This is a genomic window from Bacillus sp. 275 (genome assembly GCF_001999205.1).
Classification (GTDB): domain Bacteria; phylum Bacillota; class Bacilli; order Bacillales; family Bacillaceae; genus Bacillus; species Bacillus velezensis.
Genome location: NZ_CP019626.1, coordinates 1909471 through 1932500, shown reverse-complemented (window position 1 = coordinate 1932500; position 23030 = coordinate 1909471). Strand labels below are relative to the sequence as shown.

General features: G+C 45.3%; 23 protein-coding genes and 2 other annotated features (1 of these 25 running past the window's edge). All 23 genes read left to right on the top strand.

All coding sequences use genetic code 11. The annotated features are described in order from the left end of the window. Positions 1-1071, top strand: partial view of a protein-arginine kinase McsB gene (locus BZ167_RS09130; RefSeq protein WP_003156398.1) — the 3' portion only. 21 nt of this gene lie to the left of the window's left edge; only the last 1071 of its 1092 coding nucleotides appear in the window; its start codon lies off the left edge, out of view; it ends in the stop codon at positions 1069-1071. Continuing rightward, entirely contained in the window at positions 1068-3500 is a 2433-nt protein-coding gene (gene clpC / locus BZ167_RS09125) for an ATP-dependent protease ATP-binding subunit ClpC (protein ID WP_007410388.1), read from the top strand. The genes BZ167_RS09130 and clpC overlap by 4 nt, the downstream gene beginning before the upstream one ends. A gap of 93 nt (positions 3501-3593) precedes the next feature. Beyond that, complete coding sequence (gene radA, locus BZ167_RS09120) at positions 3594-4973, top strand: DNA repair protein RadA (RefSeq protein ID WP_014304212.1); 1380 nt, start codon at positions 3594-3596, stop codon at positions 4971-4973. Between the two features lie 3 nt (positions 4974-4976). Then, positions 4977-6059 (top strand): DNA integrity scanning diadenylate cyclase DisA, encoded by a 1083-nt coding sequence (gene disA, locus BZ167_RS09115; RefSeq protein ID WP_007410390.1) that lies wholly within the window; start codon positions 4977-4979, stop codon positions 6057-6059. Between the two features lie 113 nt (positions 6060-6172). Continuing rightward, the gene (locus tag BZ167_RS09110) at positions 6173-7273 is read left to right on the top strand and encodes a PIN/TRAM domain-containing protein (RefSeq protein ID WP_003156403.1); all 1101 of its coding nucleotides are present in this window, start codon (positions 6173-6175) and stop codon (positions 7271-7273) included. 12 nt (positions 7274-7285) lie between these two features. After that, positions 7286-7984: a 2-C-methyl-D-erythritol 4-phosphate cytidylyltransferase gene (gene ispD, locus BZ167_RS09105; RefSeq protein WP_061861085.1), complete on the top strand. Its 699-nt coding sequence runs from the start codon at positions 7286-7288 to the stop codon at positions 7982-7984. Next, the gene (ispF, locus tag BZ167_RS09100) at positions 7977-8453 is read left to right on the top strand and encodes a 2-C-methyl-D-erythritol 2,4-cyclodiphosphate synthase (protein WP_003156407.1); all 477 of its coding nucleotides are present in this window, start codon (positions 7977-7979) and stop codon (positions 8451-8453) included. The genes ispD and ispF overlap by 8 nt, the downstream gene beginning before the upstream one ends. A gap of 91 nt (positions 8454-8544) precedes the next feature. After that, entirely contained in the window at positions 8545-9996 is a 1452-nt protein-coding gene (gene gltX, locus BZ167_RS09095; protein ID WP_007410392.1) for a glutamate--tRNA ligase, read from the top strand. Positions 9997-9998: 2 nt separating this feature from the next. Next, positions 9999-10232: a binding site (T-box leader), on the top strand. A 74-nt stretch (positions 10233-10306) separates the two neighbouring features. Next, positions 10307-10960: a serine O-acetyltransferase gene (cysE, locus tag BZ167_RS09090; protein ID WP_007410393.1), complete on the top strand. Its 654-nt coding sequence runs from the start codon at positions 10307-10309 to the stop codon at positions 10958-10960. Then, the gene (gene cysS / locus BZ167_RS09085) at positions 10957-12357 is read left to right on the top strand and encodes a cysteine--tRNA ligase (RefSeq protein WP_077392034.1); all 1401 of its coding nucleotides are present in this window, start codon (positions 10957-10959) and stop codon (positions 12355-12357) included. Before cysE ends, cysS begins: the two co-directional genes overlap by 4 nt. A gap of 4 nt (positions 12358-12361) precedes the next feature. Beyond that, positions 12362-12793 (top strand): Mini-ribonuclease 3, encoded by a 432-nt coding sequence (locus BZ167_RS09080; RefSeq protein ID WP_003156412.1) that lies wholly within the window; start codon positions 12362-12364, stop codon positions 12791-12793. After that, the gene (gene rlmB, locus BZ167_RS09075; RefSeq protein ID WP_003156413.1) at positions 12777-13526 is read left to right on the top strand and encodes a 23S rRNA (guanosine(2251)-2'-O)-methyltransferase RlmB; all 750 of its coding nucleotides are present in this window, start codon (positions 12777-12779) and stop codon (positions 13524-13526) included. Before BZ167_RS09080 ends, rlmB begins: the two co-directional genes overlap by 17 nt. Positions 13527-13532: 6 nt before the next feature. Then, entirely contained in the window at positions 13533-14045 is a 513-nt protein-coding gene (gene rae1 / locus BZ167_RS09070; RefSeq protein ID WP_003156414.1) for a ribosome-dependent mRNA decay endonuclease Rae1/YacP, read from the top strand. A gap of 62 nt (positions 14046-14107) precedes the next feature. Next, complete coding sequence (gene sigH, locus BZ167_RS09065) at positions 14108-14764, top strand: RNA polymerase sporulation sigma factor SigH (protein WP_003156415.1); 657 nt, start codon at positions 14108-14110, stop codon at positions 14762-14764. Between the two features lie 85 nt (positions 14765-14849). Then, positions 14850-14999, top strand: coding sequence for a 50S ribosomal protein L33 (gene rpmG / locus BZ167_RS09060; protein WP_003156421.1), 150 nt, complete (start codon positions 14850-14852; stop codon positions 14997-14999). 32 nt (positions 15000-15031) lie between these two features. Beyond that, positions 15032-15211 (top strand): preprotein translocase subunit SecE, encoded by a 180-nt coding sequence (gene secE, locus BZ167_RS09055; RefSeq protein ID WP_003156422.1) that lies wholly within the window; start codon positions 15032-15034, stop codon positions 15209-15211. A 167-nt stretch (positions 15212-15378) separates the two neighbouring features. Continuing rightward, entirely contained in the window at positions 15379-15912 is a 534-nt protein-coding gene (nusG, locus tag BZ167_RS09050; RefSeq protein WP_003156423.1) for a transcription termination/antitermination protein NusG, read from the top strand. Positions 15913-16079: 167 nt separating this feature from the next. Further along, positions 16080-16505: a 50S ribosomal protein L11 gene (rplK, locus tag BZ167_RS09045; protein WP_003156430.1), complete on the top strand. Its 426-nt coding sequence runs from the start codon at positions 16080-16082 to the stop codon at positions 16503-16505. A 94-nt stretch (positions 16506-16599) separates the two neighbouring features. After that, positions 16600-17298, top strand: coding sequence for a 50S ribosomal protein L1 (gene rplA, locus BZ167_RS09040; protein ID WP_003156431.1), 699 nt, complete (start codon positions 16600-16602; stop codon positions 17296-17298). A gap of 46 nt (positions 17299-17344) precedes the next feature. Continuing rightward, positions 17345-17487, top strand: a sequence feature (ribosomal protein L10 leader region). A gap of 63 nt (positions 17488-17550) precedes the next feature. Beyond that, positions 17551-18051 carry a 50S ribosomal protein L10 gene (gene rplJ / locus BZ167_RS09035; RefSeq protein WP_014416746.1) on the top strand — a complete coding sequence of 167 codons (501 nt, stop codon included), beginning with the start codon at positions 17551-17553 and terminating at the stop codon, positions 18049-18051. Between the two features lie 41 nt (positions 18052-18092). Beyond that, positions 18093-18464, top strand: coding sequence for a 50S ribosomal protein L7/L12 (rplL, locus tag BZ167_RS09030; protein ID WP_003156436.1), 372 nt, complete (start codon positions 18093-18095; stop codon positions 18462-18464). Positions 18465-18555: 91 nt separating this feature from the next. Beyond that, complete coding sequence (locus BZ167_RS09025; protein ID WP_025284098.1) at positions 18556-19161, top strand: class I SAM-dependent methyltransferase; 606 nt, start codon at positions 18556-18558, stop codon at positions 19159-19161. A 244-nt stretch (positions 19162-19405) separates the two neighbouring features. Then, positions 19406-22987, top strand: a complete 3582-nt coding sequence (gene rpoB / locus BZ167_RS09020) for a DNA-directed RNA polymerase subunit beta (protein WP_003156440.1) — start codon at positions 19406-19408, stop codon at positions 22985-22987. Positions 22988-23030: the final 43 nt, after the last annotated feature.

Sequence of the window (23030 nt, the reverse complement as noted above, 5' to 3'; positions counted from 1 at the left end):
CAGGACGCACTAAGCAATTGGATGAAGCAAAAGGGACCTGAAAGTGACATTGTACTCAGCAGCCGTATACGGTTGGCCCGAAACTTTGAAAATATAAAGTTTCCTGCCAGGTATACGAATGAAGAAGCCTCATCCATCATTCAGCAATTCGAAGATCACTTTTCAGGAAAAGAACTGCCTGATATCGGTCAATTTCATTTAATCAGAATGAGTGAAGCTCAGCCTTTGGAAAAACGGGTGCTGATGGAGAAACATCTGATCAGTCCTAATTTAACGGAATCTCCTTTTGGCGGCTGTCTGCTTTCTGAAAATGAAGAAGTCAGCATTATGTTAAATGAAGAAGATCATATCAGAATTCAATGCCTCTTCCCCGGCTTCCAGCTTCTCAACGCCATAAAAGCGGCAAACCAGGTTGATGACTGGATTGAGGAGAAAGTGGATTACGCCTTTGGAGAGAAGAGAGGGTACTTAACAAGCTGTCCTACAAATGTAGGGACGGGACTAAGGGCTTCAGTCATGATGCATTTGCCGGGCCTTGTATTAACTAGGCAAATGAATCGAATTATACCGGCAATTAACCAATTAGGTTTAGTTGTTAGAGGAATTTACGGTGAAGGCAGCGAAGCATTAGGAAATATCTTTCAAATTTCAAATCAAATCACACTCGGAAAATCAGAACAGGACATTGTAGATGATTTAAACAGTGTGGCTGCCCAGCTGATTGAGCAGGAACGTTCAGCCCGAGAAGCGCTTTACCAAACCTCGAAAATTGAATTGGAGGACCGGGTATTCAGGTCTTACGGTGTTTTATCCAACTGCCGTATGATTGAATCAAAGGAAACGGCGAAATGCCTTTCTGACGTTCGGCTGGGGATAGACCTGGGGATCATCAAAGGGCTATCAAGCAATATACTTAATGAACTGATGATTTTGACACAGCCGGGTTTTCTCCAGCAATATTCGGGCGGTGCATTACGGCCGAACGAAAGAGACGCGAGAAGAGCGGCTCTTATCAGGGAAAGGCTGCATTTAGAAATGAGTGCAAATAGACAGGAGGATGATTCGATATGATGTTTGGAAGGTTTACAGAGCGAGCTCAAAAGGTATTGGCACTGGCACAGGAAGAAGCACTGCGCTTAGGCCATAACAATATTGGAACTGAACATATCTTATTAGGTCTGGTTCGTGAAGGAGAAGGGATTGCGGCTAAAGCACTCCAAGCACTCGGACTCGGTTCGGATAAAATTCAGAAAGAAGTGGAGAGCTTAATCGGACGGGGACAGGAAATGTCTCAAACGATTCATTATACGCCAAGAGCAAAAAAAGTCATTGAGCTCAGCATGGATGAAGCCAGAAAGCTAGGACATTCTTATGTGGGAACAGAACACATACTTCTCGGACTGATTCGTGAAGGAGAAGGCGTAGCGGCGAGAGTTCTGAATAATCTCGGTGTCAGCTTGAATAAGGCGAGACAGCAAGTGCTGCAGCTTCTGGGAAGCAATGAGACGGGATCTTCTGCATCCGGTACGAACAGCAATGCAAACACGCCGACGCTGGACAGTCTGGCGCGTGATTTAACTGCGATTGCGAAGGAAGACAGTCTTGATCCGGTTATCGGCCGAAGCAAAGAAATTCAGCGTGTTATTGAGGTATTAAGCCGCAGAACGAAGAATAACCCCGTTCTTATCGGAGAACCGGGTGTAGGTAAAACTGCGATTGCTGAAGGCCTCGCACAGCAGATCATCAATAATGAAGTGCCGGAAATTTTACGTGATAAACGCGTAATGACATTAGACATGGGTACGGTTGTAGCCGGTACGAAATACCGCGGAGAATTTGAAGACCGCTTGAAAAAAGTAATGGATGAAATACGTCAGGCCGGCAATATTATTTTATTCATTGACGAACTGCATACACTGATCGGAGCGGGGGGAGCAGAAGGTGCGATTGACGCGTCGAATATCTTAAAACCTTCACTGGCCCGCGGAGAGCTTCAATGCATCGGTGCGACAACACTTGATGAATACCGTAAATATATCGAAAAAGACGCCGCTCTCGAGCGCCGTTTCCAGCCGATTCAGGTGGATCAGCCGTCAGCCGATGAAAGCATTCAAATTTTAAAAGGACTCCGTGACCGCTATGAAGCGCATCACCGCGTATCCATTACCGATGAAGCGATTGAAGCGGCGGTAAAATTGTCCGACCGTTATATTTCTGACCGCTTCCTTCCGGATAAAGCGATCGATTTAATTGATGAAGCCGGTTCAAAAGTGCGTCTCCGTTCTTTCACAACGCCTCCGAACTTAAAAGAGCTTGAGCAGAAACTCGATGAAGTTCGCAAGGAAAAAGACGCTGCTGTTCAGAGCCAGGAGTTTGAAAAAGCGGCTTCCCTTCGTGATACGGAGCAGCGCCTGAGAGAACAGGTGGAAGACACGAAAAAAACGTGGAAAGAAAAACAAGGCCAGGAGAACTCCGAAGTTTCTGTAGAGGATATCGCAATGGTTGTATCCAGCTGGACCGGGGTGCCTGTATCTAAAATTGCCCAAACGGAAACAGATAAGCTTCTCAATATGGAAAGCATTCTGCACTCCCGCGTCATCGGCCAGGATGAAGCCGTTGTAGCCGTTGCAAAGGCTGTCAGACGTGCAAGAGCCGGTCTGAAGGACCCGAAACGCCCGATTGGTTCATTCATCTTCCTAGGCCCTACAGGCGTTGGGAAGACAGAGCTGGCAAGAGCGCTGGCGGAATCCATTTTCGGTGATGAGGAAGCGATGATCAGAGTGGATATGTCCGAATACATGGAGAAACACTCAACTTCACGTCTTGTCGGTTCTCCTCCGGGATATGTCGGCTATGATGAAGGCGGCCAGCTGACAGAAAAAGTGAGAAGAAAACCTTACTCTGTCGTACTGCTTGATGAAATTGAAAAAGCGCACCCTGATGTGTTTAACATACTCCTGCAAGTGCTTGAAGACGGACGATTGACTGATTCAAAAGGACGCACTGTGGATTTCCGCAACACGATCCTGATTATGACGTCAAACGTCGGAGCGAGCGAGCTGAAACGCAACAAATATGTGGGCTTCAATGTGCAGGATGAATCACAAAACCATAAAGACATGAAAGACAAAGTCATGGGAGAGCTGAAGCGTGCCTTCAGACCTGAGTTTATCAACCGGATTGACGAAATTATCGTCTTCCACTCCCTTGAGAAAAAACATCTTACAGACATCGTGTCGCTTATGTCTGATCAGTTAACAAAACGTCTGAAAGAACAAGATCTCTCTATCGAGCTGACGGATGCTGCAAAAGCAAAAGTGGCAGAAGAGGGCGTCGATTTGGAATACGGCGCACGTCCGTTAAGAAGAGCGATTCAAAAGCATGTGGAGGACCGGTTATCAGAAGAACTCCTCAGAGGCAATATTGATAAAGGCCAGCACATTGTTCTTGATGTTGAGGACGGCGAATTTGTCGTAAAAACAACTGCTAAAACGAACTAATATAGTGACAAACATGAGGCATACGTAAGCGAGTGTATGCCTCACTTTGTTATATAGAGAAATATTCGATAAGGAAGAGGTCTTACAACATATATGGCTAAATCAAAAACAAAATTCATCTGCCACTCATGCGGTTATGAATCCGCAAAATGGATGGGAAAGTGCCCGGGCTGCGGGGCTTGGAATACAATGGTGGAAGAAACCATAAAAAAAGCGCCGGCGAATCGGCGGGCGGCTTTCTCCCACTCCGTTCAAACCGTCCAGAAACCATCACCCATTACATCAATTGAAACATCGGAAGAACCCCGCGTCCAAACAAAGCTCGAAGAATTCAACAGAGTGCTTGGCGGCGGCGTTGTGAAAGGCTCGTTAGTATTAATCGGCGGCGATCCCGGGATCGGAAAATCAACGCTCCTTCTCCAAGTATCCGCACAATTAGCTGATACGGCCGGCAGCGTGCTTTACATTTCAGGGGAAGAATCCGTGAAGCAAACGAAGCTGCGCGCCGACAGACTTGGAATCAACAGCCAAATGTTACATGTTTTATCTGAAACCGATATGGAGTATATTTCGTCTGCTATACAAGAGATGAAACCCGCATTTGTTGTCGTAGACTCCATTCAGACCGTTTATCAAAGTGATATCACCTCGGCTCCCGGCAGTGTATCACAAGTAAGAGAATGTACGGCTGAATTGATGAAAATCGCGAAAACAAACGGCATACCTATTTTTATCGTCGGGCACGTCACAAAAGAAGGATCGATCGCAGGGCCGAGATTGCTTGAGCACATGGTCGATACCGTTCTATACTTTGAAGGAGAGCGGCACCATACATTCCGTATTTTGCGGGCCGTAAAAAACCGTTTCGGCTCCACAAATGAGATGGGCATCTTTGAAATGCGGGAAGAGGGGCTTACGGAAGTGCTGAACCCTTCTGAAATTTTCTTGGAAGAGCGTTCTGCCGGGGCATCGGGTTCGAGTATCGTTGCGTCAATGGAAGGAACGAGACCGATTCTGGTTGAAATCCAGGCGCTCATTTCACCGACCAGTTTTGGAAACCCGCGCCGCATGGCTACAGGCATTGACCACAACAGGGTATCGTTAATTATGGCTGTGCTTGAGAAGCGGGTGGGTCTTTTGCTTCAAAATCAAGATGCGTATTTAAAGGTCGCCGGCGGGGTCAAACTGGATGAACCGGCGATTGATTTGGCAGTAGCCGTCAGCATTGCCTCAAGCTTCAGAGATACACCGCCGAATCCCGCAGATTGCTTTATCGGTGAAGTGGGTCTGACAGGAGAAGTCCGCAGGGTGTCAAGAATCGAACAGCGCGTAAAGGAAGCGGCGAAACTCGGCTTCAAGCGCATGATCATACCTGAGGCGAATGCAGACGGGTGGACAATACCAAAAGGGATTGAGGTTGTCGGAGTAGCAAATGTTGCAGAAGCGCTTCGTACTTCATTAGGAGGATCATAATAGATGGAAAAAGAGAAAAAAGGGGCGAAACAAGAGCTTGACCTGTCTGCAATTCTGCAGTTCGTTGCACCGGGCACCCCGCTCAGAGCCGGGATAGAGAATGTACTTCGGGCAAATACAGGCGGCCTGATTGTTGTCGGATACAATGATAAGGTAAAGCAAGTCGTGGATGGCGGTTTTCATATTAATACATCATTTGCGCCCGCTCACTTATACGAGCTGGCCAAAATGGACGGTGCCATTATTCTAAGTGATTCCGGCCAGAAAATTCTTTATGCGAATACGCAGCTTATGCCGGAAGCGACCATTTCTTCTTCAGAAACGGGAATGAGGCACCGTACGGCGGAACGGGTGGCGAAGCAGACCGGCTGTCTCGTCATCGCCATTTCTGAGCGCAGAAATGTCATTACGTTATATCAGGACAGCATGAAGTACACACTAAAGGACATAGGTTTTATTTTAACAAAGGCAAATCAGGCCATTCAAACGCTCGAGAAGTATAAAACCATTTTAGACAAAACGATTACGGCTTTAAACGCATTAGAGTTTGAGGAGCTTGTGACATTCAGTGACGTGCTGTCCGTCATGCATCGATATGAAATGGTGCTCCGAATAAAAAATGAAATCAATATGTATATTAAAGAACTCGGAACGGAAGGCCACTTAATCCGTCTGCAGGTGATTGAACTGATTACGGACATGGAAGAAGAGGCGGCGCTTTTCATCAAAGACTATGTCAAAGAAAAAATCAAAGATCCGTTCGTGCTGTTAAAAGAGCTTCAGGATATGTCCAGCTATGATCTGCTTGATGATTCCATTCTGTTTAAGCTGCTTGGATATCCGGCTTCTACCAATCTTGATGATTATGTGCTCCCGAGAGGATACAGGCTGCTGAACAAAATTCCGCGTCTGCCGATGCCGATTGTTGAAAATGTCGTTGAGGCGTTCGGATTTTTGCCAAGCATAACGGAAGCCACTGTAGAAGAGCTTGATGATGTCGAAGGTATCGGCGAAGTGCGCGCCAAAAAAATCAAAAAAGGCTTAAAACGCCTTCAGGAAAAACACTATATAGATAGACAGCTTTAAGAATCGCTTAAACCTGTCGGAATCCGGGTATATTATTGTTAGTTTTTGTTTATTCTGAATTTGTAGGCTCTGACAGTCTGCTGAAAAAATGCTACTTAAAAGGAGGTGGAGGTATGTTAAAACGAATAGTTCAGGCGTTCTTCATTATTGTGGGCGGCGTTGTCGGTATCTTTTTAATACCTGAATTGTTTGTGCTGTCAAATATACAGGACATACCTTTAATAACAAACGCATATACGTCTGCTGCAATTGGTGCTATTATCTTTTTTCTCATCAGTATATGGACGACAGAATATGTGATTAATTGGGTAAAATGGATTGAAGATTCTTTGCTGAGAGCTCCGGTGCCGGATCTGTTATTCGGGAGTCTCGGATTGGTTTTTGGACTTATCATCGCATATCTCATTGTAAACGTGATTCCGCTGGACAATATTCCGTACCGTATATTCAGCACCATCATTCCGGTCTTTCTGGCTTTCTTTCTCGGTTACCTGGGCTTCCAAGTCGGATTTAAGAAAAAGGATGAACTGATCAGTCTTTTCTCCATTTCTGCAAGAATGCAGAAGAAAAAGGGAAGTGCTGATGAGGAGCAGGAGGAACAGGATAAAAGGCTGAAAATCTTGGATACAAGTGTTATTATTGATGGGAGAATTGCAGATATTTGTCAGACGGGCTTTTTAGAAGGCGTCATTGTCATTCCTCAATTTGTGCTGGAGGAATTACAGCATATCGCTGATTCTTCAGATGTTTTAAAACGTAACAGAGGACGCCGCGGACTGGATATCTTGAATCGCATTCAAAAGGAACTTGATATTACGGTTGAAATTTATGAAGGCGACTTCGAGGACATTCAGGAGGTTGACAGCAAGCTTGTCAAACTTGCGAAGCTGACATCCGGCGTCGTTGTGACGAATGATTTTAATTTAAATAAAGTATGTGAGCTTCAGAAGGTTGCGGTACTGAATATTAATGACCTTGCAAACGCGGTGAAGCCGGTTGTGCTTCCGGGCGAAGAGATGAATGTGCAGGTGATTAAGGACGGGAAAGAGCATAATCAAGGTGTGGCTTACTTGGATGACGGGACGATGATTGTTGTGGAAGAAGGCCGCAATTATATAGGGAAACATATTGATGTGCTCGTAACCAGCGTACTGCAGACAGCGGCGGGACGAATGATTTTTGCCAAGCCCAAGCTGCTTGAGAAAGCTCTTTAAGAGGGAGTTCATATGGAGTATGTTGTCGTTATTCCGGCTGCCGGACAAGGAAAACGGATGAAGGCCGGGAAAAATAAGCTGTTCATCAGCTTAAAAGGTGCGCCTGTTATTATACACACACTGCGGGTTTTTGAAAGCCACGCACCCTGTCAGAAAATAATCCTGGTGATAAACGAGAGTGAACGGGAAGATTTTCGCCAGCTGCTGGCTCAATTTCCGATTCAGACGGAAATTGAGCTTGTTACCGGGGGGGCGGAGCGTCAGCACAGTGTATACGAAGGACTGAAAGTGATTGATAAGGAATCGGTCGTACTTGTTCATGACGGAGCGCGCCCGTTTATCACACATCAGCATATCGATAAGCTCGTTGAAACAGCAGAGGAGGCGGGAGCGGCTGTCCTGGCTGTTCCTGTGAAAGACACGATAAAACGGGCGGAAGGCTCCCGGGTTGCGGAGACCTTTGATCGTTCAAGCTTGTGGGCCGTTCAAACGCCGCAGGCTTTTCGTCTTTCTTTATTGAAGACGGCGCATATGGAAGCGGAAAACAAAGGCTTCTTAGGGACGGATGACGCCAGCCTCGTCGAGCGTCTTGATGGATATCAGGTGAGTATCGTTGAAGGCAGCTATACCAATATTAAGCTGACAACGCCGGATGACCTGATATTTGCGGAAGCAATCATGAAAGCGGAAAGTGGGAATCATAATGTTTAGAATCGGACAAGGATTTGATGTGCATCAATTAACGGAAGGCCGTCCTCTCATCATCGGCGGAATTGAAATTCCTTATGAAAAGGGGCTGCTCGGACATTCAGATGCTGATGTATTGCTGCATACAGTCGCAGACGCGTGTCTCGGAGCGGCAGGTGAAGGAGATATCGGCAAGCATTTCCCGGATACTGATCCGGAATTCAAGGATGCGGATTCTTTTAAGCTGCTTCAGCATGTCTGGAACATTGTAAAAGAAAAAGGGTACGTACTCGGAAATATAGACTGCACGATTATTGCGCAAAAGCCGAAAATGGCGCCGCATATTGATGCTATGAGAAAACGGATAGCGGAAGGCCTTGAGGCGGACGTCTCTCAAGTAAACGTAAAAGCGACGACGACAGAAAAGCTCGGGTTTACCGGAAGAGCCGAAGGAATTGCCGCTCAGGCGACCGTTCTGATCCAAAAAGCCTGATCATTGTTTTGATGCCCGGTCTATTTGGTGGTAGAATAGATACATATATTCGGCTAGAGGCTACAGACGAGATGAAAGGAAGTATTTGAACATGGGAAATGAAGTACGCGTTCGTTATGCACCGAGTCCGACCGGACATTTGCATATCGGTAACGCCAGAACGGCGCTTTTTAACTATTTATTTGCCCGCAGCCAAGGCGGAAAGTTTATTATCCGGATTGAGGATACGGACAAAAAGCGAAATATTGAAGGCGGAGAGCAAAGCCAGCTCAACTATTTGAAATGGCTCGGCATGGACTGGGATGAAAGTGTGGATATCGGCGGAGAATACGGCCCGTACCGCCAGTCTGAGCGTAACGACATTTACAAAAAGTACTATGAAGAGCTTCTTGAAAAAGGGCTTGCTTATAAATGTTTCTGTACGGAAGAAGAACTTGAGAAAGAACGTGAAGAGCAAATCGCCCGCGGGGAAATGCCGCGCTATTCCGGCAAACACAGAAACCTGACTCAGGAAGAGCAGGAGCAGTTTTTAGCCGAAGGCAGACAGCCGAGCATCCGTTTCCGCGTGCCGGAAGGGAAAATCATCGCATTTAACGATATCGTAAAAGGCGAGATTTCTTTTGAATCAGACGGCATCGGCGACTTTGTCATCGTCAAAAAAGACGGAACACCGACGTATAACTTTGCCGTCGCGATTGACGATTACTTAATGAAAATGACGCACGTGCTCCGCGGTGAGGATCACATTTCAAATACACCGAAACAGATCATGATTTTCCAGGCATTCGGCTGGGATGTTCCTGTCTTCGGACATATGACGCTTATCGTAAACGAAAGCCGCAAAAAATTAAGTAAACGTGATGAATCAATTATCCAGTTTATTGAGCAGTATGATGAGCTGGGTTACCTGCCTGAAGCGCTCTTTAACTTTATCGGACTTCTCGGCTGGTCTCCCGTCGGTGAAGAAGAGCTTTTCACAAGAGAACAATTCATTGAAATTTTTGATGTAAATCGTTTGTCTAAGTCACCGGCTCTGTTTGATATGCATAAACTGAAATGGGTCAACAACCAATACGTCAAAGCGCTGGATCTTGATCAAGTGGTTGAGCTGACCCTGCCGCACCTGCAAAAAGCAGGAAAAGTCGGCACTGAGCTTTCTGCCGAGGAGCAGGAATGGGTTCGTAAATTAATTTCTCTTTACCATGAGCAATTGAGCTACGGCGCTGAAATTGTCGAGCTGACTGATTTGTTCTTTAAAGATGAGATCGAGTATAATCAAGAGGCAAAAGCCGTTCTGGAAGAGGAACAGGTGCCTGAAGTGCTCAGCGTATTTGCTGCGAAGCTTGAAGAGCTTGAAGAATTTACGCCTGAGCTGATCAAAGCCTCAATCAAAGCTGTTCAGAAAGAAACAGGCCATAAAGGCAAAAAGCTGTTCATGCCGATTCGTGTAGCGGTTACCGGTCAGACACACGGTCCTGAGCTTCCGCAGGCCATTGAGCTGATCGGCAGAGAAACAGCCGTCAGACGCCTGAAAAGCATTTAAATATACGATTGTTGACAGGGAAGAGTATAAAACAATGACCATTACAGAAAGAATCTTCATCGGCTGAGAGAGATTCATGCGTCATGTTTTAGAAGTGCGCCCTTAAGACCTTTGAAGAACATTTCTGCGGAAATCAGTATTTAAAGGCGGCCGCCGCCGTTACCGGCTTTTAAGTTGGGAAAACAGTGACTTGTTTTTCAAACAGAGTGGAACCGCGCGGTAAAAGCGTCTCTGTCATGTTTACATGCAGAGACGCTTTTTTTATAGGCGGAAAAACAGACTGGAGCGGGGAGAGAATGGGGGGAAGCATGTGTTTTTTAAAATGCTAAAAGAAGACATAGATACAGTGTTCGATCAAGATCCGGCAGCAAGAAGCTATTTCGAAGTTGTTTTAACTTATTCTGGTTTACATGCTATATGGGCGCATCGGATTGCACATGCTTTATATAAACGGAGATTTTTCTTCCTGGCGCGCCTGATATCACAGATTGCCCGTTTCTTTACCGGAATTGAAATCCATCCCGGCGCGACCATCGGGAGAAGGTTTTTCATTGACCACGGTATGGGGGTCGTCATAGGGGAAACATGTGAAATCGGCAATAACGTGACGGTATTCCAAGGTGTCACTCTCGGGGGAACGGGAAAAGAAAAGGGGAAGCGGCATCCGACCATAAAGGATGATGCTTTAATTGCAACCGGAGCGAAGGTGCTCGGCTCTATTACGGTCGGGCAGGGTTCTAAAGTAGGGGCCGGTTCCGTTGTGCTTCGTGATGTTCCCGACTTTTCGACCGTTGTCGGCATACCGGGGAAAGTCGTCATTCAGAACGGAAGAAAAATCAAACGCGATCTCAATCACCAAGACTTGCCCGATCCGGTTGCTGACCGGTTAAGAGCATTGGAGCAGCAGATTTTTGAGCTGCAGGCTGAACTGGAAGATAAAAAAGAAAGGATCAACCAAAAATGACCATTACACTTTATAATACATTGACACGGAAAAAGGAAACATTCGTTCCTCTTGAGGAAGGAAAAGTAAAAATGTACGTGTGCGGACCGACTGTATACAACTATATTCATATCGGAAACGCCCGTCCGGCGATTGTGTATGATACCGTACGCAACTATTTGGAGTATAAAGGATACGATGTTCAATACGTATCGAATTTCACCGATGTTGACGACAAACTGATTAAGGCGGCCAACGAGCTCGGCGAGGACGTCCCGACCGTTTCTGAACGGTTCATTAAAGCGTATTTTGAAGACGTGGGCGCCCTCGGATGCCGGAAAGCGGATCTTCACCCCCGGGTCATGGAAAACATGGATGCCATTATTGAATTTGTCAGCGAACTGATTAAAAAAGGCTACGCTTATGCATCAGAAGGCGACGTCTATTTCAAAACAAGGGCCTTCGAAGGGTACGGCAAACTATCTCAGCAATCAATTGATGAACTCAGATCAGGCGCGCGTATCCGTGTCGGCGAGAAGAAAGAGGATGCGCTGGACTTTGCTCTTTGGAAAGCTGCTAAGGACGGAGAAATTTCATGGGATAGCCCTTGGGGAAAAGGCCGCCCGGGCTGGCATATTGAATGCTCCGCAATGGTGAAAAAGTATTTGGGTGACGAGATCGATATTCATGCCGGCGGTCAGGACCTGACATTCCCGCACCATGAAAACGAAATCGCCCAATCTGAAGCATTAACAGGCAAGACATTCGCAAAATACTGGCTTCACAACGGATATATCAATATCGATAATGAGAAAATGTCAAAATCGCTCGGCAACTTTGTTTTGGTGCACGATATCATTAAGCAACATGACCCGCAGCTTTTGAGATTTTTCATGCTGTCCGTTCATTACCGCCACCCGATCAACTATTCGGAAGAGCTGCTTGAGAAAACAAAAAACGCGTTTAACCGCCTGAAGACGGCCTACAGTAATTTAAACCATCGTTTGATTAGCAGCACGAATCTGACTGACAATGATGAGGAATGGCTCGCTAAAATCGAAGAGCACCGCACTGCGTTTGAAGAAGCAATGGATGATGATTTTAATACGGCGAATGCAATTTCCGTTTGGTTTGATCTGGCGAAGCTCGCCAATTACTACATGCAGGAAGACAATACGGCGGATCACGTCATTAAAGCCTTTATCAGCATGTTTGACAGAATCGGATCTGTTCTCGGACTTACGCTCGGCGAAGAAGAGCTTGTCGACGAAGAGATTGAAGAGTTGATTGAGAAGAGAAATGAAGCCCGCCGCAATCGCGATTTTGCTTTGTCAGACCAGATTCGCGATCAGCTGAAAAGCATGAATATCATTCTTGAAGATACGGCCCAGGGAACTCGCTGGAAGCGGGGAGAGTAAGCGGATGCTTCAATTTGAACAAATCAAAGATTCAAAGCAGTTAAACGGTCTTGCGCTTGCTTATATGGGTGATGCCATTTTTGAAATATACGTCCGGCATCACCTGCTTAAGCAGGGCTTTACGAAACCGAATGACCTTCATAAGAAGGCGAGCCGGATTGTATCGGCAAAATCACAGGCAGACATATTGTTCCGCCTTCAGGACGAATCCTTTTTCACGGAGGAAGAGGAAGCCGTGCTGAGAAGAGGCAGAAACGCGAAATCAGGGACGACGCCTAAAAACACAGATGTACAGACGTACCGCCATAGTACAGCTTTTGAGGCTTTACTCGGATACCTTTTTCTTGAGAAAAGAGAAGAAAGACTGAATCAGCTGATTGCTGAGGCTATACAAGTCGGGACGTCAGGGAGGAAAACAAATGAGTCAGCAACATGATTACGTCATAGGAAAAAACGCTGTGATTGAGACGTTAAAGTCAGATCGCAAGCTGTATAAGTTATGGATGGCGGAAAACACAGTAAAAGGACAGGCGCAGCAAGTTATGGAGCTTGCTAAAAAGCGCGGCGTCACCATTCAATTTGTACCGAGGAAAAAACTCGATCAGATGGTGGAGGGGCAGCATCAGGGTGTTGTCGCCCAGGTGGCGGCATATGAATATGCACAATTAGACGAATTATATAAAAGAGCGGAAGAGAGAAACGAACAGCCTTTCTTTCTCATATTGGACGAGCTGGAAGACCCTCATAATCTGGGTTCCATCATGAGAACGGCTGACGCTGTCGGTGCACACGGCATCGTGATTCCGAAACGCAGAGCGGTCGGACTGACTTCGACGGTCGCAAAAGCTTCGACCGGTGCGATTGAACACATTCCCGTCGTGAAGGTGACCAACCTTGCCCGGACACTTGATGAAATGAAGGAGCGGGGGATTTGGGTCGTCGGAACGGATGCATCCGCCCGGGAAGACTACCGCTCTATGGACGGCAAGATGCCTTTGGCGCTCGTTATCGGAAGCGAAGGCAGAGGAATGGGCCGGCTTGTGAAAGAGAAATGTGATTTTCTCATTAAGCTTCCGATGGCCGGAAAAGTCACTTCTCTGAATGCGTCGGTAGCGGCCGGCCTTCTCATGTATGAAGTCTACCGGAAGCGCAATCCTTTAGGGGAATGAAGACAGATGGACATCCTGTTAGTAGACGGATACAACATGATTGGAGCTTGGCCGCAGCTAAAGGATTTAAAAGCGAACAGTTTTGAAGAAGCGAGAGATGTACTGATCCAGAAGATGGCGGAATATCAGTCCTACACGGGAATCAGAGTCATTGTGGTGTTTGATGCACACCTGGTAAAAGGCATAGAGAAAAAACAAACGAATCACAGAGTCGAAGTGATTTTCACACGGGAGAATGAAACGGCGGATGAGCGGATCGAGAAGCTTGCCCAGGCGCTGAATAATATTGCGACACAGATTCATGTCGCAACCTCCGATTATACGGAGCAGTGGGCGATTTTCGGACAAGGGGCTCTCCGCAAATCCGCCCGGGAGCTTCTGAGGGAAGTGGATACGATAGAACGCCGGATTCAAAGGCGGGTTTCAAAGATCACTTCTGAAAAACCACCGGGTAAAATCGAGCTGTCCGAAGAGGTTTTGAAAACGTTTGAAAAGTGGCGCCGAGGCGGTCTGGATTAGGTTGACGCTTTTTCGCCCATTAATGTATAATATTTCTATCTACGTGCGCCGGGGGGATCGCAGTGAATCTACAGAACAGCAAGGGAAAGTTCAACAAAGTGCAATTTTGCCAGTTGGAGGACGAGCAGGTCATTGAAAAGGTTCATGTTGGGGATAGTGATGCGTTAGATTACTTGATTACGAAGTACCGTAATTTTGTACGGGCGAAAGCAAGGTCTTATTTTTTAATAGGGGCCGACAGAGAAGATATTGTACAGGAAGGGATGATAGGCTTATATAAGTCTATCCGAGACTTTAGAGAGGACAAGCTTACTTCATTTAAAGCTTTTGCAGAATTATGCATTACCCGCCAGATTATTACCGCAATAAAGACAGCTACCCGTCAGAAACACATTCCTTTAAATTCCTATGTTTCTTTAGACAAACCTATTTTTGATGAAGAATCTGACAGAACACTGCTTGATGTCATTTCAGGCGCTAAAACGTTAAATCCTGAAGAGATGATTATTAATCAGGAAGAATTTGATGATATCGAAATGAAAATGGGAGAACTGCTGAGCGATCTGGAGAGAAAGGTGCTTGTTTTGTACTTGGACGGAAGAAGTTACCAAGAGATTTCAGATGACTTAAACCGACACGTAAAATCAATCGATAATGCCCTGCAGCGCGTGAAGCGCAAGCTTGAAAAGTATTTAGAAATAAGAGAGATCAGCCTGTAGCAGGTTTCTGTGTCATATTGACAGAATTTTTCTGACTGTGCTATTTTATTAAGATAAATGAATGTTTAGGAAAAGGTGTAACGACATGAGAAAAAAGATTACGCTGGCATGCAAAACATGCGGAAATCGTAATTATACGACAATGAAAAGCTCTGCATCAGCGGCTGAGCGGTTAGAAGTTAAGAAGTACTGCAGCACTTGCAATTCACATACAGCTCATTTAGAAACAAAATAGTGTTCGCTTTTTAAATTGTGGAGGTCTTTTACATGCGCATGATGAGTTTCTTTAAAGATGTTGGGAAAGAAATGAAAAAGGTTAGCTGGCCTAAAGGCAAAGAGTTAACGCGCTATACGATCACGGTGATTTCAACGGTTATCTTTTTTGTTATCTTTTTTGCCCTCCTTGATACAGGAATTTCTCAATTAATTCGTTTAATAGTTGAATAATGATCAGCAATACGTGCTATAATAGATCATAATATCGTTTGCCAAAACCCGTTCAGCGGGTTTTTTATTGTGTTGTTGAAAAAAGGATTCATAGGCCCTGAGCCTATTTTTTGTTTTACACTTCATTTTTAAATGCGGGGAGGGAAGGACTGCAGAGTCCTGATAGAATGGAAAAGAATTGGTATGTTGTTCATACGTATTCCGGTTATGAAAACAAAGTAAAAGCGAACCTTGAAAAACGTGTGGAATCAATGGGAATGCAGGATAAAATTTTCCGCGTTGTCGTCCCTGAAGAAGAAGAGACTGATATTAAGAACGGCAAGAAAAAAGTAGTCAAAAAGAAAGTGTTCCCGGGTTATGTGCTTGTTGAAATCGTCATGACTGATGATTCCTGGTATGTGGTCCGCAACACGCCGGGCGTTACCGGATTCGTCGGATCAGCCGGTTCAGGCTCAAAGCCGACTCCGCTTCTTCCTGGCGAAGCGGAAACCATCTTAAAACGCATGGGCATGGATGAGCGGAAAACCGACATTGATTTTGAATTGAATGAGACAGTCAAAGTCATAGACGGACCTTTCGCCAACTTTACAGGATCAATTGAAGAGATTGATTATGATAAGAGCAAAGTGAAAGTATTCGTTAACATGTTCGGCCGTGAAACGCCGGTTGAACTGGAATTTACCCAGATCGACAAATTGTAATGTGAAAAAACTTGAAATTGCTATATATTAATGATAATATAGCAAAGGTACGTCTTGGACTAATCCAAGGCAGCTAGCTTGATATTTCGTCATTCATATAAAGAATGAAACCTTGAGTGGGAGGGTTTACCCTATTACCACATCACGGACTTAAGGAGGTGTGTCTCGTGGCTAAAAAAGTAGTAAAAGTTGTAAAATTGCAAATTCCTGCTGGAAAAGCTAACCCAGCGCCGCCAGTTGGACCTGCACTAGGTCAAGCCGGTGTAAATATCATGGGATTCTGTAAGGAGTTTAACGCTCGTACAGCTGACCAAGCTGGTTTAATCATTCCTGTTGAAATTTCGGTTTACGAAGACCGTTCATTTACATTTATTACAAAAACTCCGCCTGCTGCAGTATTGCTTAAAAAAGCAGCTGGAATTGAGTCTGGTTCTGGTGAACCAAACCGTAATAAAGTGGCAACCGTTAAGCGCGATAAGGTTCGCGAAATCGCTGAAACGAAAATGCCTGACTTAAACGCAGCAGACGTTGAAGCGGCAATGCGCATGGTTGAAGGTACTGCCCGCAGTATGGGTATCGTTATCGAGGATTAATTTGTTTCTTGTCGGGTTGCGAGTTTTCACAAGTTCGCAACCCTTATTCGTGGGAGGTTATTCCGCTATAACCACATAAGGAGGAAATTTTAAAATGGCTAAAAAAGGTAAAAAGTACGTTGAAGCTGCGAAGCTTGTAGACCGTGCGAAAGCTTACGATGTCGCTGAAGCAGTGGCGCTTACTAAAAAAACAAACACAGCTAAATTCGACGCTACAGTTGAAGTTGCTTTTCGTTTAGGGGTTGACCCTCGTAAAAACGATCAGCAAATCCGCGGTGCAGTTGTACTTCCTAACGGAACTGGTAAAACTCAGCGCGTGCTTGTATTCGCTAAAGGCGAAAAAGCAAAAGAAGCTGAAGCTGCCGGTGCAGACTACGTTGGCGATTCTGATTACATCGCGAAAATCCAGCAAGGCTGGTTCGAATTCGATGTAATCGTTGCGACTCCTGACATGATGGGTGAAGTCGGTAAAATCGGCCGTGTGCTTGGACCAAAAGGTCTTATGCCAAACCCTAAAACAGGAACTGTTACATTCGAAGTGGAAAAAGCAATCGGCGAAATCAAAGCTGGTAAAGTAGAATACCGCGTTGACAAAGCTGGTAACATCCATGTTCCGATCGGAAAAGTTTCTTTCGAGGATGAAAAACTTGTTGAGAACTTCACAACAATGTATGATACAATCCTGAAAGCAAAACCGGCTGCGGCTAAAGGTGTTTACGTGAAAAACGTTGCCGTTACTTCTACTATGGGCCCTGGTGTCAAAGTAGACGCTTCTACTTTCAACGTAAAATAATATTTGACTTTAGATCAGCATTCTGATATGATTCAAAATGTTGTAAAATAGAATATCATTTATACCGTAGACAGCAGGGGCCGTTGAGGCTTAATATCCTGCCGAGGTGTATATATATCACAGCTATTACGTTACGTATGCTTGTATATACAGCCTCCATGTCCACATGGAGGCTTTTTATATGAAATCGTCGTCACAGTCGTGATCACCTAGCGGTATAAGTGTTACACAAAATCTACAGGAGGTGTAACCATGAGCAGCGCAATTGATACAAAAAAAGTTGTTGTTGAAGAGATTGCTTCTAAACTGAAAGAAAGCAAATCAACGATCATCGTTGACTACCGCGGACTTAACGTTTCTGAAGTAACTGAACTCCGTAAACAGCTTCGCGAAGCTAACGTAGAGTTCAAAGTGTACAAAAACACAATGACTCGCCGTGCGGTTGAACAAGCTGAACTTGATGGTTTGAATGATGTCTTAACTGGACCGAATGCGATCGCATTCAGTACTGAAGATGTTGTCGCTCCGGCAAAAGTTCTTAACGAGTTCGCGAAGAATCACGAAGCTCTGGAAATCAAAGCGGGCGTTATCGAAGGAAAAGTATCTTCTGTTGAAGAAGTGAAAGCTCTTGCTGAACTTCCTTCACGCGATGGCTTACTTTCTATGTTGCTTAGCGTACTTCAAGCTCCAGTTCGCAACCTTGCACTTGCAGCTAAAGCAGTTGCAGAACAAAAGGAAGAACAAGGCGCTTAATCTGATTTTACCCTAAAATAAAACAAATGGAGGAATTTCAAATGGCTTTAAATATCGAAGAAATCATTGCTTCCGTTAAAGAAGCAACTGTACTTGAATTGAACGACCTAGTAAAAGCAATCGAAGAAGAATTTGGCGTAACTGCTGCTGCTCCTGTAGCTGTAGCTGGCGGAGCTGCTGCTGGCGGCGCTGCTGAAGAGCAAAGCGAATTCGACCTTATCCTTGCTGGTGCAGGTTCTCAGAAAATCAAAGTTATCAAAGTTGTTCGTGAAATCACTGGTCTTGGCTTGAAAGAAGCTAAAGAACTTGTTGACAACACTCCAAAACCACTTAAAGAAGGTATTGCGAAAGAAGAAGCTGAAGAGCTTAAAGCTAAACTTGAAGAAGTTGGCGCTTCTGTAGAAGTTAAGTAATCTTCACTTGCCTGTAGGGGAAGCTCGCTTTTATGAGGCGGGCTTTTTCTTTGCTTTTCTTTAAGTGCCATTATAAAAGGAGGTTCTAATAATGAGTGATCACTATTATTCAGAAAAACCTTCAGTTAAAAGCGATAAACAGACATGGTCATTTACACTGCGGAACAGATCTTATACATTCACAAGTGACAGCGGCGTTTTCTCGAAAAAGGAAGTTGATTTCGGTTCGCGTGTCTTAATTGAAGCGTTTGAAGAGCCGGAGATCGATGGTGACTTCCTGGATGCAGGCTGCGGTTACGGCCCGATCGGTCTGTCACTCGCCGGTGCATTTACAGACCGGACCGTGCACATGATTGACGTGAATGAAAGAGCCGTAGAGCTGTCAAATGAAAATGCAGAAAAAAACGGAATAAAAAACGTTCGAATTTATCAGAGTGATTTATTTTCAAATATTGATTCTGCTCAAACATTTGCTTCTATTATTACAAACCCCCCAATCCGCGCCGGAAAAAAAGTTGTCCATGCCATTTTTGAAAAAAGCGCTGAGCATTTAAGGGCTTCAGGTGAATTGTGGATCGTTATACAGAAAAAACAGGGCGGGCCTTCTGCCATTGAAAAACTGAAGGAGCTTTTTGACGAAGTTTCTGTGGTTCAAAAAAAGAAAGGCTATTATATCATAAAAGCAAAAAAAGTTTGACTTGAATTTTCAGCTATGTTAATATTGTAAAATGCCAATGTATATATTTTGCATGATATGCTGAAATAATCATAGTGCATGTATAAATTATACAAACATGGAAATGCTAATAAAATCGGTATTTGTTTTTGGATGTGGTTTTCTTAATTAGAAACCCTTTTTTCTTTTGTCTTGTAAAAGTATTTCTTTATCGTAAGAGATGCTTATTACACATATAATACGCATGATTTGAGGGGTGAATCAGTTGACAGGTCAACTAGTTCAGTATGGACGACACCGCCAGCGCAGAAGCTATGCTCGCATTAGCGAAGTGTTAGAATTACCAAATCTCATTGAAATTCAAACCTCTTCTTATCAGTGGTTTCTTGATGAGGGTCTTAGAGAGATGTTTCAAGACATATCACCAATTGAGGATTTCACTGGTAACCTCTCTCTAGAGTTCATTGACTACAGTTTAGGAGATCCTAAGTATCCCGTTGAAGAGTCAAAAGAACGTGATGTGACTTACTCAGCTCCGCTGAGAGTGAAGGTTCGTTTAATTAACAAAGAAACTGGAGAGGTAAAAGACCAGGATGTCTTCATGGGTGATTTCCCTATTATGACAGATACCGGTACTTTTATCATCAACGGTGCAGAACGTGTTATCGTATCTCAGCTTGTTCGGTCTCCAAGTGTATATTTCAGTGGTAAAGTAGACAAAAACGGTAAAAAAGGTTTTACCGCGACTGTCATTCCAAACCGTGGCGCATGGTTAGAATACGAAACTGATGCGAAAGATGTTGTGTATGTCCGCATTGATCGCACACGTAAGTTGCCGGTTACGGTTCTTTTGCGTGCTCTCGGCTTCGGTTCCGACCAAGAGATTCTCGATCTCATTGGTGAGAACGAATATCTCCGCAATACACTGGATAAGGACAACACTGAAAACAGTGACAAAGCGCTTCTTGAAATCTATGAGCGCCTTCGTCCCGGAGAGCCGCCTACAGTAGAAAACGCAAAAAGCTTGCTGGATTCCCGTTTCTTCGATCCGAAGCGATACGACCTTGCGAATGTAGGACGCTATAAAATTAATAAAAAGCTTCATATCAAGAACCGCCTGTTTAACCAGCGCCTTGCAGAAACACTGGTGGATCCGGAAACCGGTGAAATTCTCGCTGAAAAAGGGCAGATTCTTGACAGAAGAACACTTGATAAAGTACTGCCATACTTAGAAAATGGAATCGGCTTCAGAAAGCTTTATCCTAACGGCGGCGTCGTCGAGGATGAAGTGATGCTTCAATCCATTAAAATCTATGCTCCTACCGATGCAGAAGGAGAGCAGACGATCAATGTGATCGGCAATGCTTACATCGAAGAGGCGATTAAAAACATTACGCCTGCTGATATTATTTCTTCTATCAGCTACTTCTTCAACCTCCTGCACGGAGTGGGCGACACTGATGATATCGACCATCTCGGAAACCGCCGTCTGCGTTCTGTAGGTGAGCTCCTGCAAAACCAATTCCGTATCGGTTTAAGCCGGATGGAACGTGTCGTACGTGAAAGAATGTCTATTCAAGACACGAATACAATTACGCCGCAGCAGCTGATTAACATCAGACCTGTTATTGCGTCTATTAAAGAGTTCTTCGGAAGCTCACAGCTTTCTCAATTCATGGATCAGACGAACCCGCTTGCTGAATTGACGCACAAACGCCGTCTGTCAGCTCTCGGACCGGGCGGTTTGACACGTGAGCGTGCAGGTATGGAAGTACGTGACGTTCACTACTCTCACTATGGCCGTATGTGTCCGATTGAAACGCCTGAGGGCCCGAACATCGGTTTGATCAACTCATTGTCATCATTTGCGAAAGTAAACCGCTTTGGTTTCATTGAGACGCCATACCGCCGCGTTGATCCTGAAACAGGAAAAGTAACGCCTAGAATCGACTACCTGACTGCTGATGAAGAGGATAACTATGTCGTAGCCCAAGCGAATGCTAAGCTGAGCGATGACGGTTCTTTCTTGGATGACAGCATCGTAGCGCGTTTCAGAGGGGAAAACACCGTTGTAGCCCGCAACCGCGTGGATTACATGGACGTATCTCCTAAACAGGTTGTATCTGCTGCGACAGCATGTATTCCGTTCTTGGAAAACGATGACTCGAACCGCGCCCTCATGGGAGCGAACATGCAGCGTCAGGCTGTGCCTTTGATGCAGCCGGAAGCTCCGATCGTCGGAACGGGTATGGAATACGTATCCGGTAAAGACTCCGGTGCAGCCGTTATTTGTAAACACCCTGGTATCGTTGAACGGGTGGAAGCGAAAAACGTATGGGTGCGCCGCTATGAAGAAATTGACGGCCAAAAAGTAAAAGGCAACCTGGATAAGTACAGCTTGCTGAAATTTGTCCGCTCCAACCAAGGTACGTGCTACAACCAGCGTCCGATCGTCAGTGTCGGCGATGAAGTAGTCAAAGGAGAAATCCTTGCTGACGGACCTTCAATGGAGCTTGGTGAACTTGCTCTCGGCCGCAACGTAATGGTCGGCTTCATGACATGGGATGGTTACAACTATGAGGATGCCATCATCATGAGTGAACGCCTTGTGAAAGATGATGTATACACATCTATTCACATTGAAGAATATGAATCAGAAGCACGTGATACAAAGCTTGGGCCGGAAGAGATCACCCGCGATATTCCAAACGTAGGGGAAGACGCGCTTCGCAATCTTGATGACCGCGGAATTATCCGTATCGGTGCGGAAGTCAACGACGGAGACCTTCTCGTAGGTAAAGTAACGCCTAAAGGTGTAACTGAGCTTACGGCTGAAGAACGCCTTCTTCATGCGATCTTTGGAGAAAAAGCGCGTGAAGTCCGTGATACTTCTCTCCGTGTGCCTCACGGCGGCGGCGGAATTATCCACGACGTAAAAGTCTTCAACCGTGAAGACGGCGACGAACTTCCTCCGGGAGTGAACCAGCTTGTACGCGTATATATCGTTCAGAAACGTAAGATTTCTGAAGGTGATAAAATGGCCGGACGTCACGGAAACAAAGGGGTTATCTCGAAGATTCTTCCTGAAGAAGATATGCCTTACCTTCCTGACGGCACGCCGATCGATATCATGCTTAACCCGCTGGGTGTACCATCACGTATGAATATCGGTCAGGTATTAGAACTTCACATGGGTATGGCTGCCCGCTACCTCGGCATTCACATCGCGTCACCTGTATTTGACGGCGCGCGTGAAGAAGATGTGTGGGAAACACTTGAAGAAGCAGGCATGTCAAGAGACGCTAAAACAGTTCTTTATGACGGCCGTACGGGAGAACCGTTTGACAACCGTGTATCTGTCGGAATCATGTACATGATCAAACTGGCGCACATGGTTGATGATAAACTTCATGCCCGTTCTACAGGTCCTTACTCACTTGTTACGCAGCAGCCTCTCGGCGGTAAAGCCCAATTCGGCGGACAGCGTTTCGGTGAGATGGAGGTTTGGGCGCTTGAAGCTTACGGCGCAGCTTACACGCTTCAAGAAATCCTGACTGTGAAGTCCGATGACGTGGTCGGACGTGTGAAAACATATGAAGCCATCGTCAAAGGCGACAATGTTCCAGAGCCTGGTGTTCCGGAATCATTCAAAGTATTGATCAAAGAGCTTCAAAGCTTAGGTATGGACGTAAAAATCCTTTCAGGCGATGAAGAAGAAATAGAAATGAGAGATCTAGAAGACGAGGAAGATGCGAAACAAGCTGACGGCCTTGCATTATCAGGTGATGAAGCGCCGGAAGAAACAGCATCTCCAGACGTTGAACGTGACGCAGTAACGAAAGAATAGTCTCTGATTGATAAAGGCAAGTGACATCGGTTAATCCGAAGAT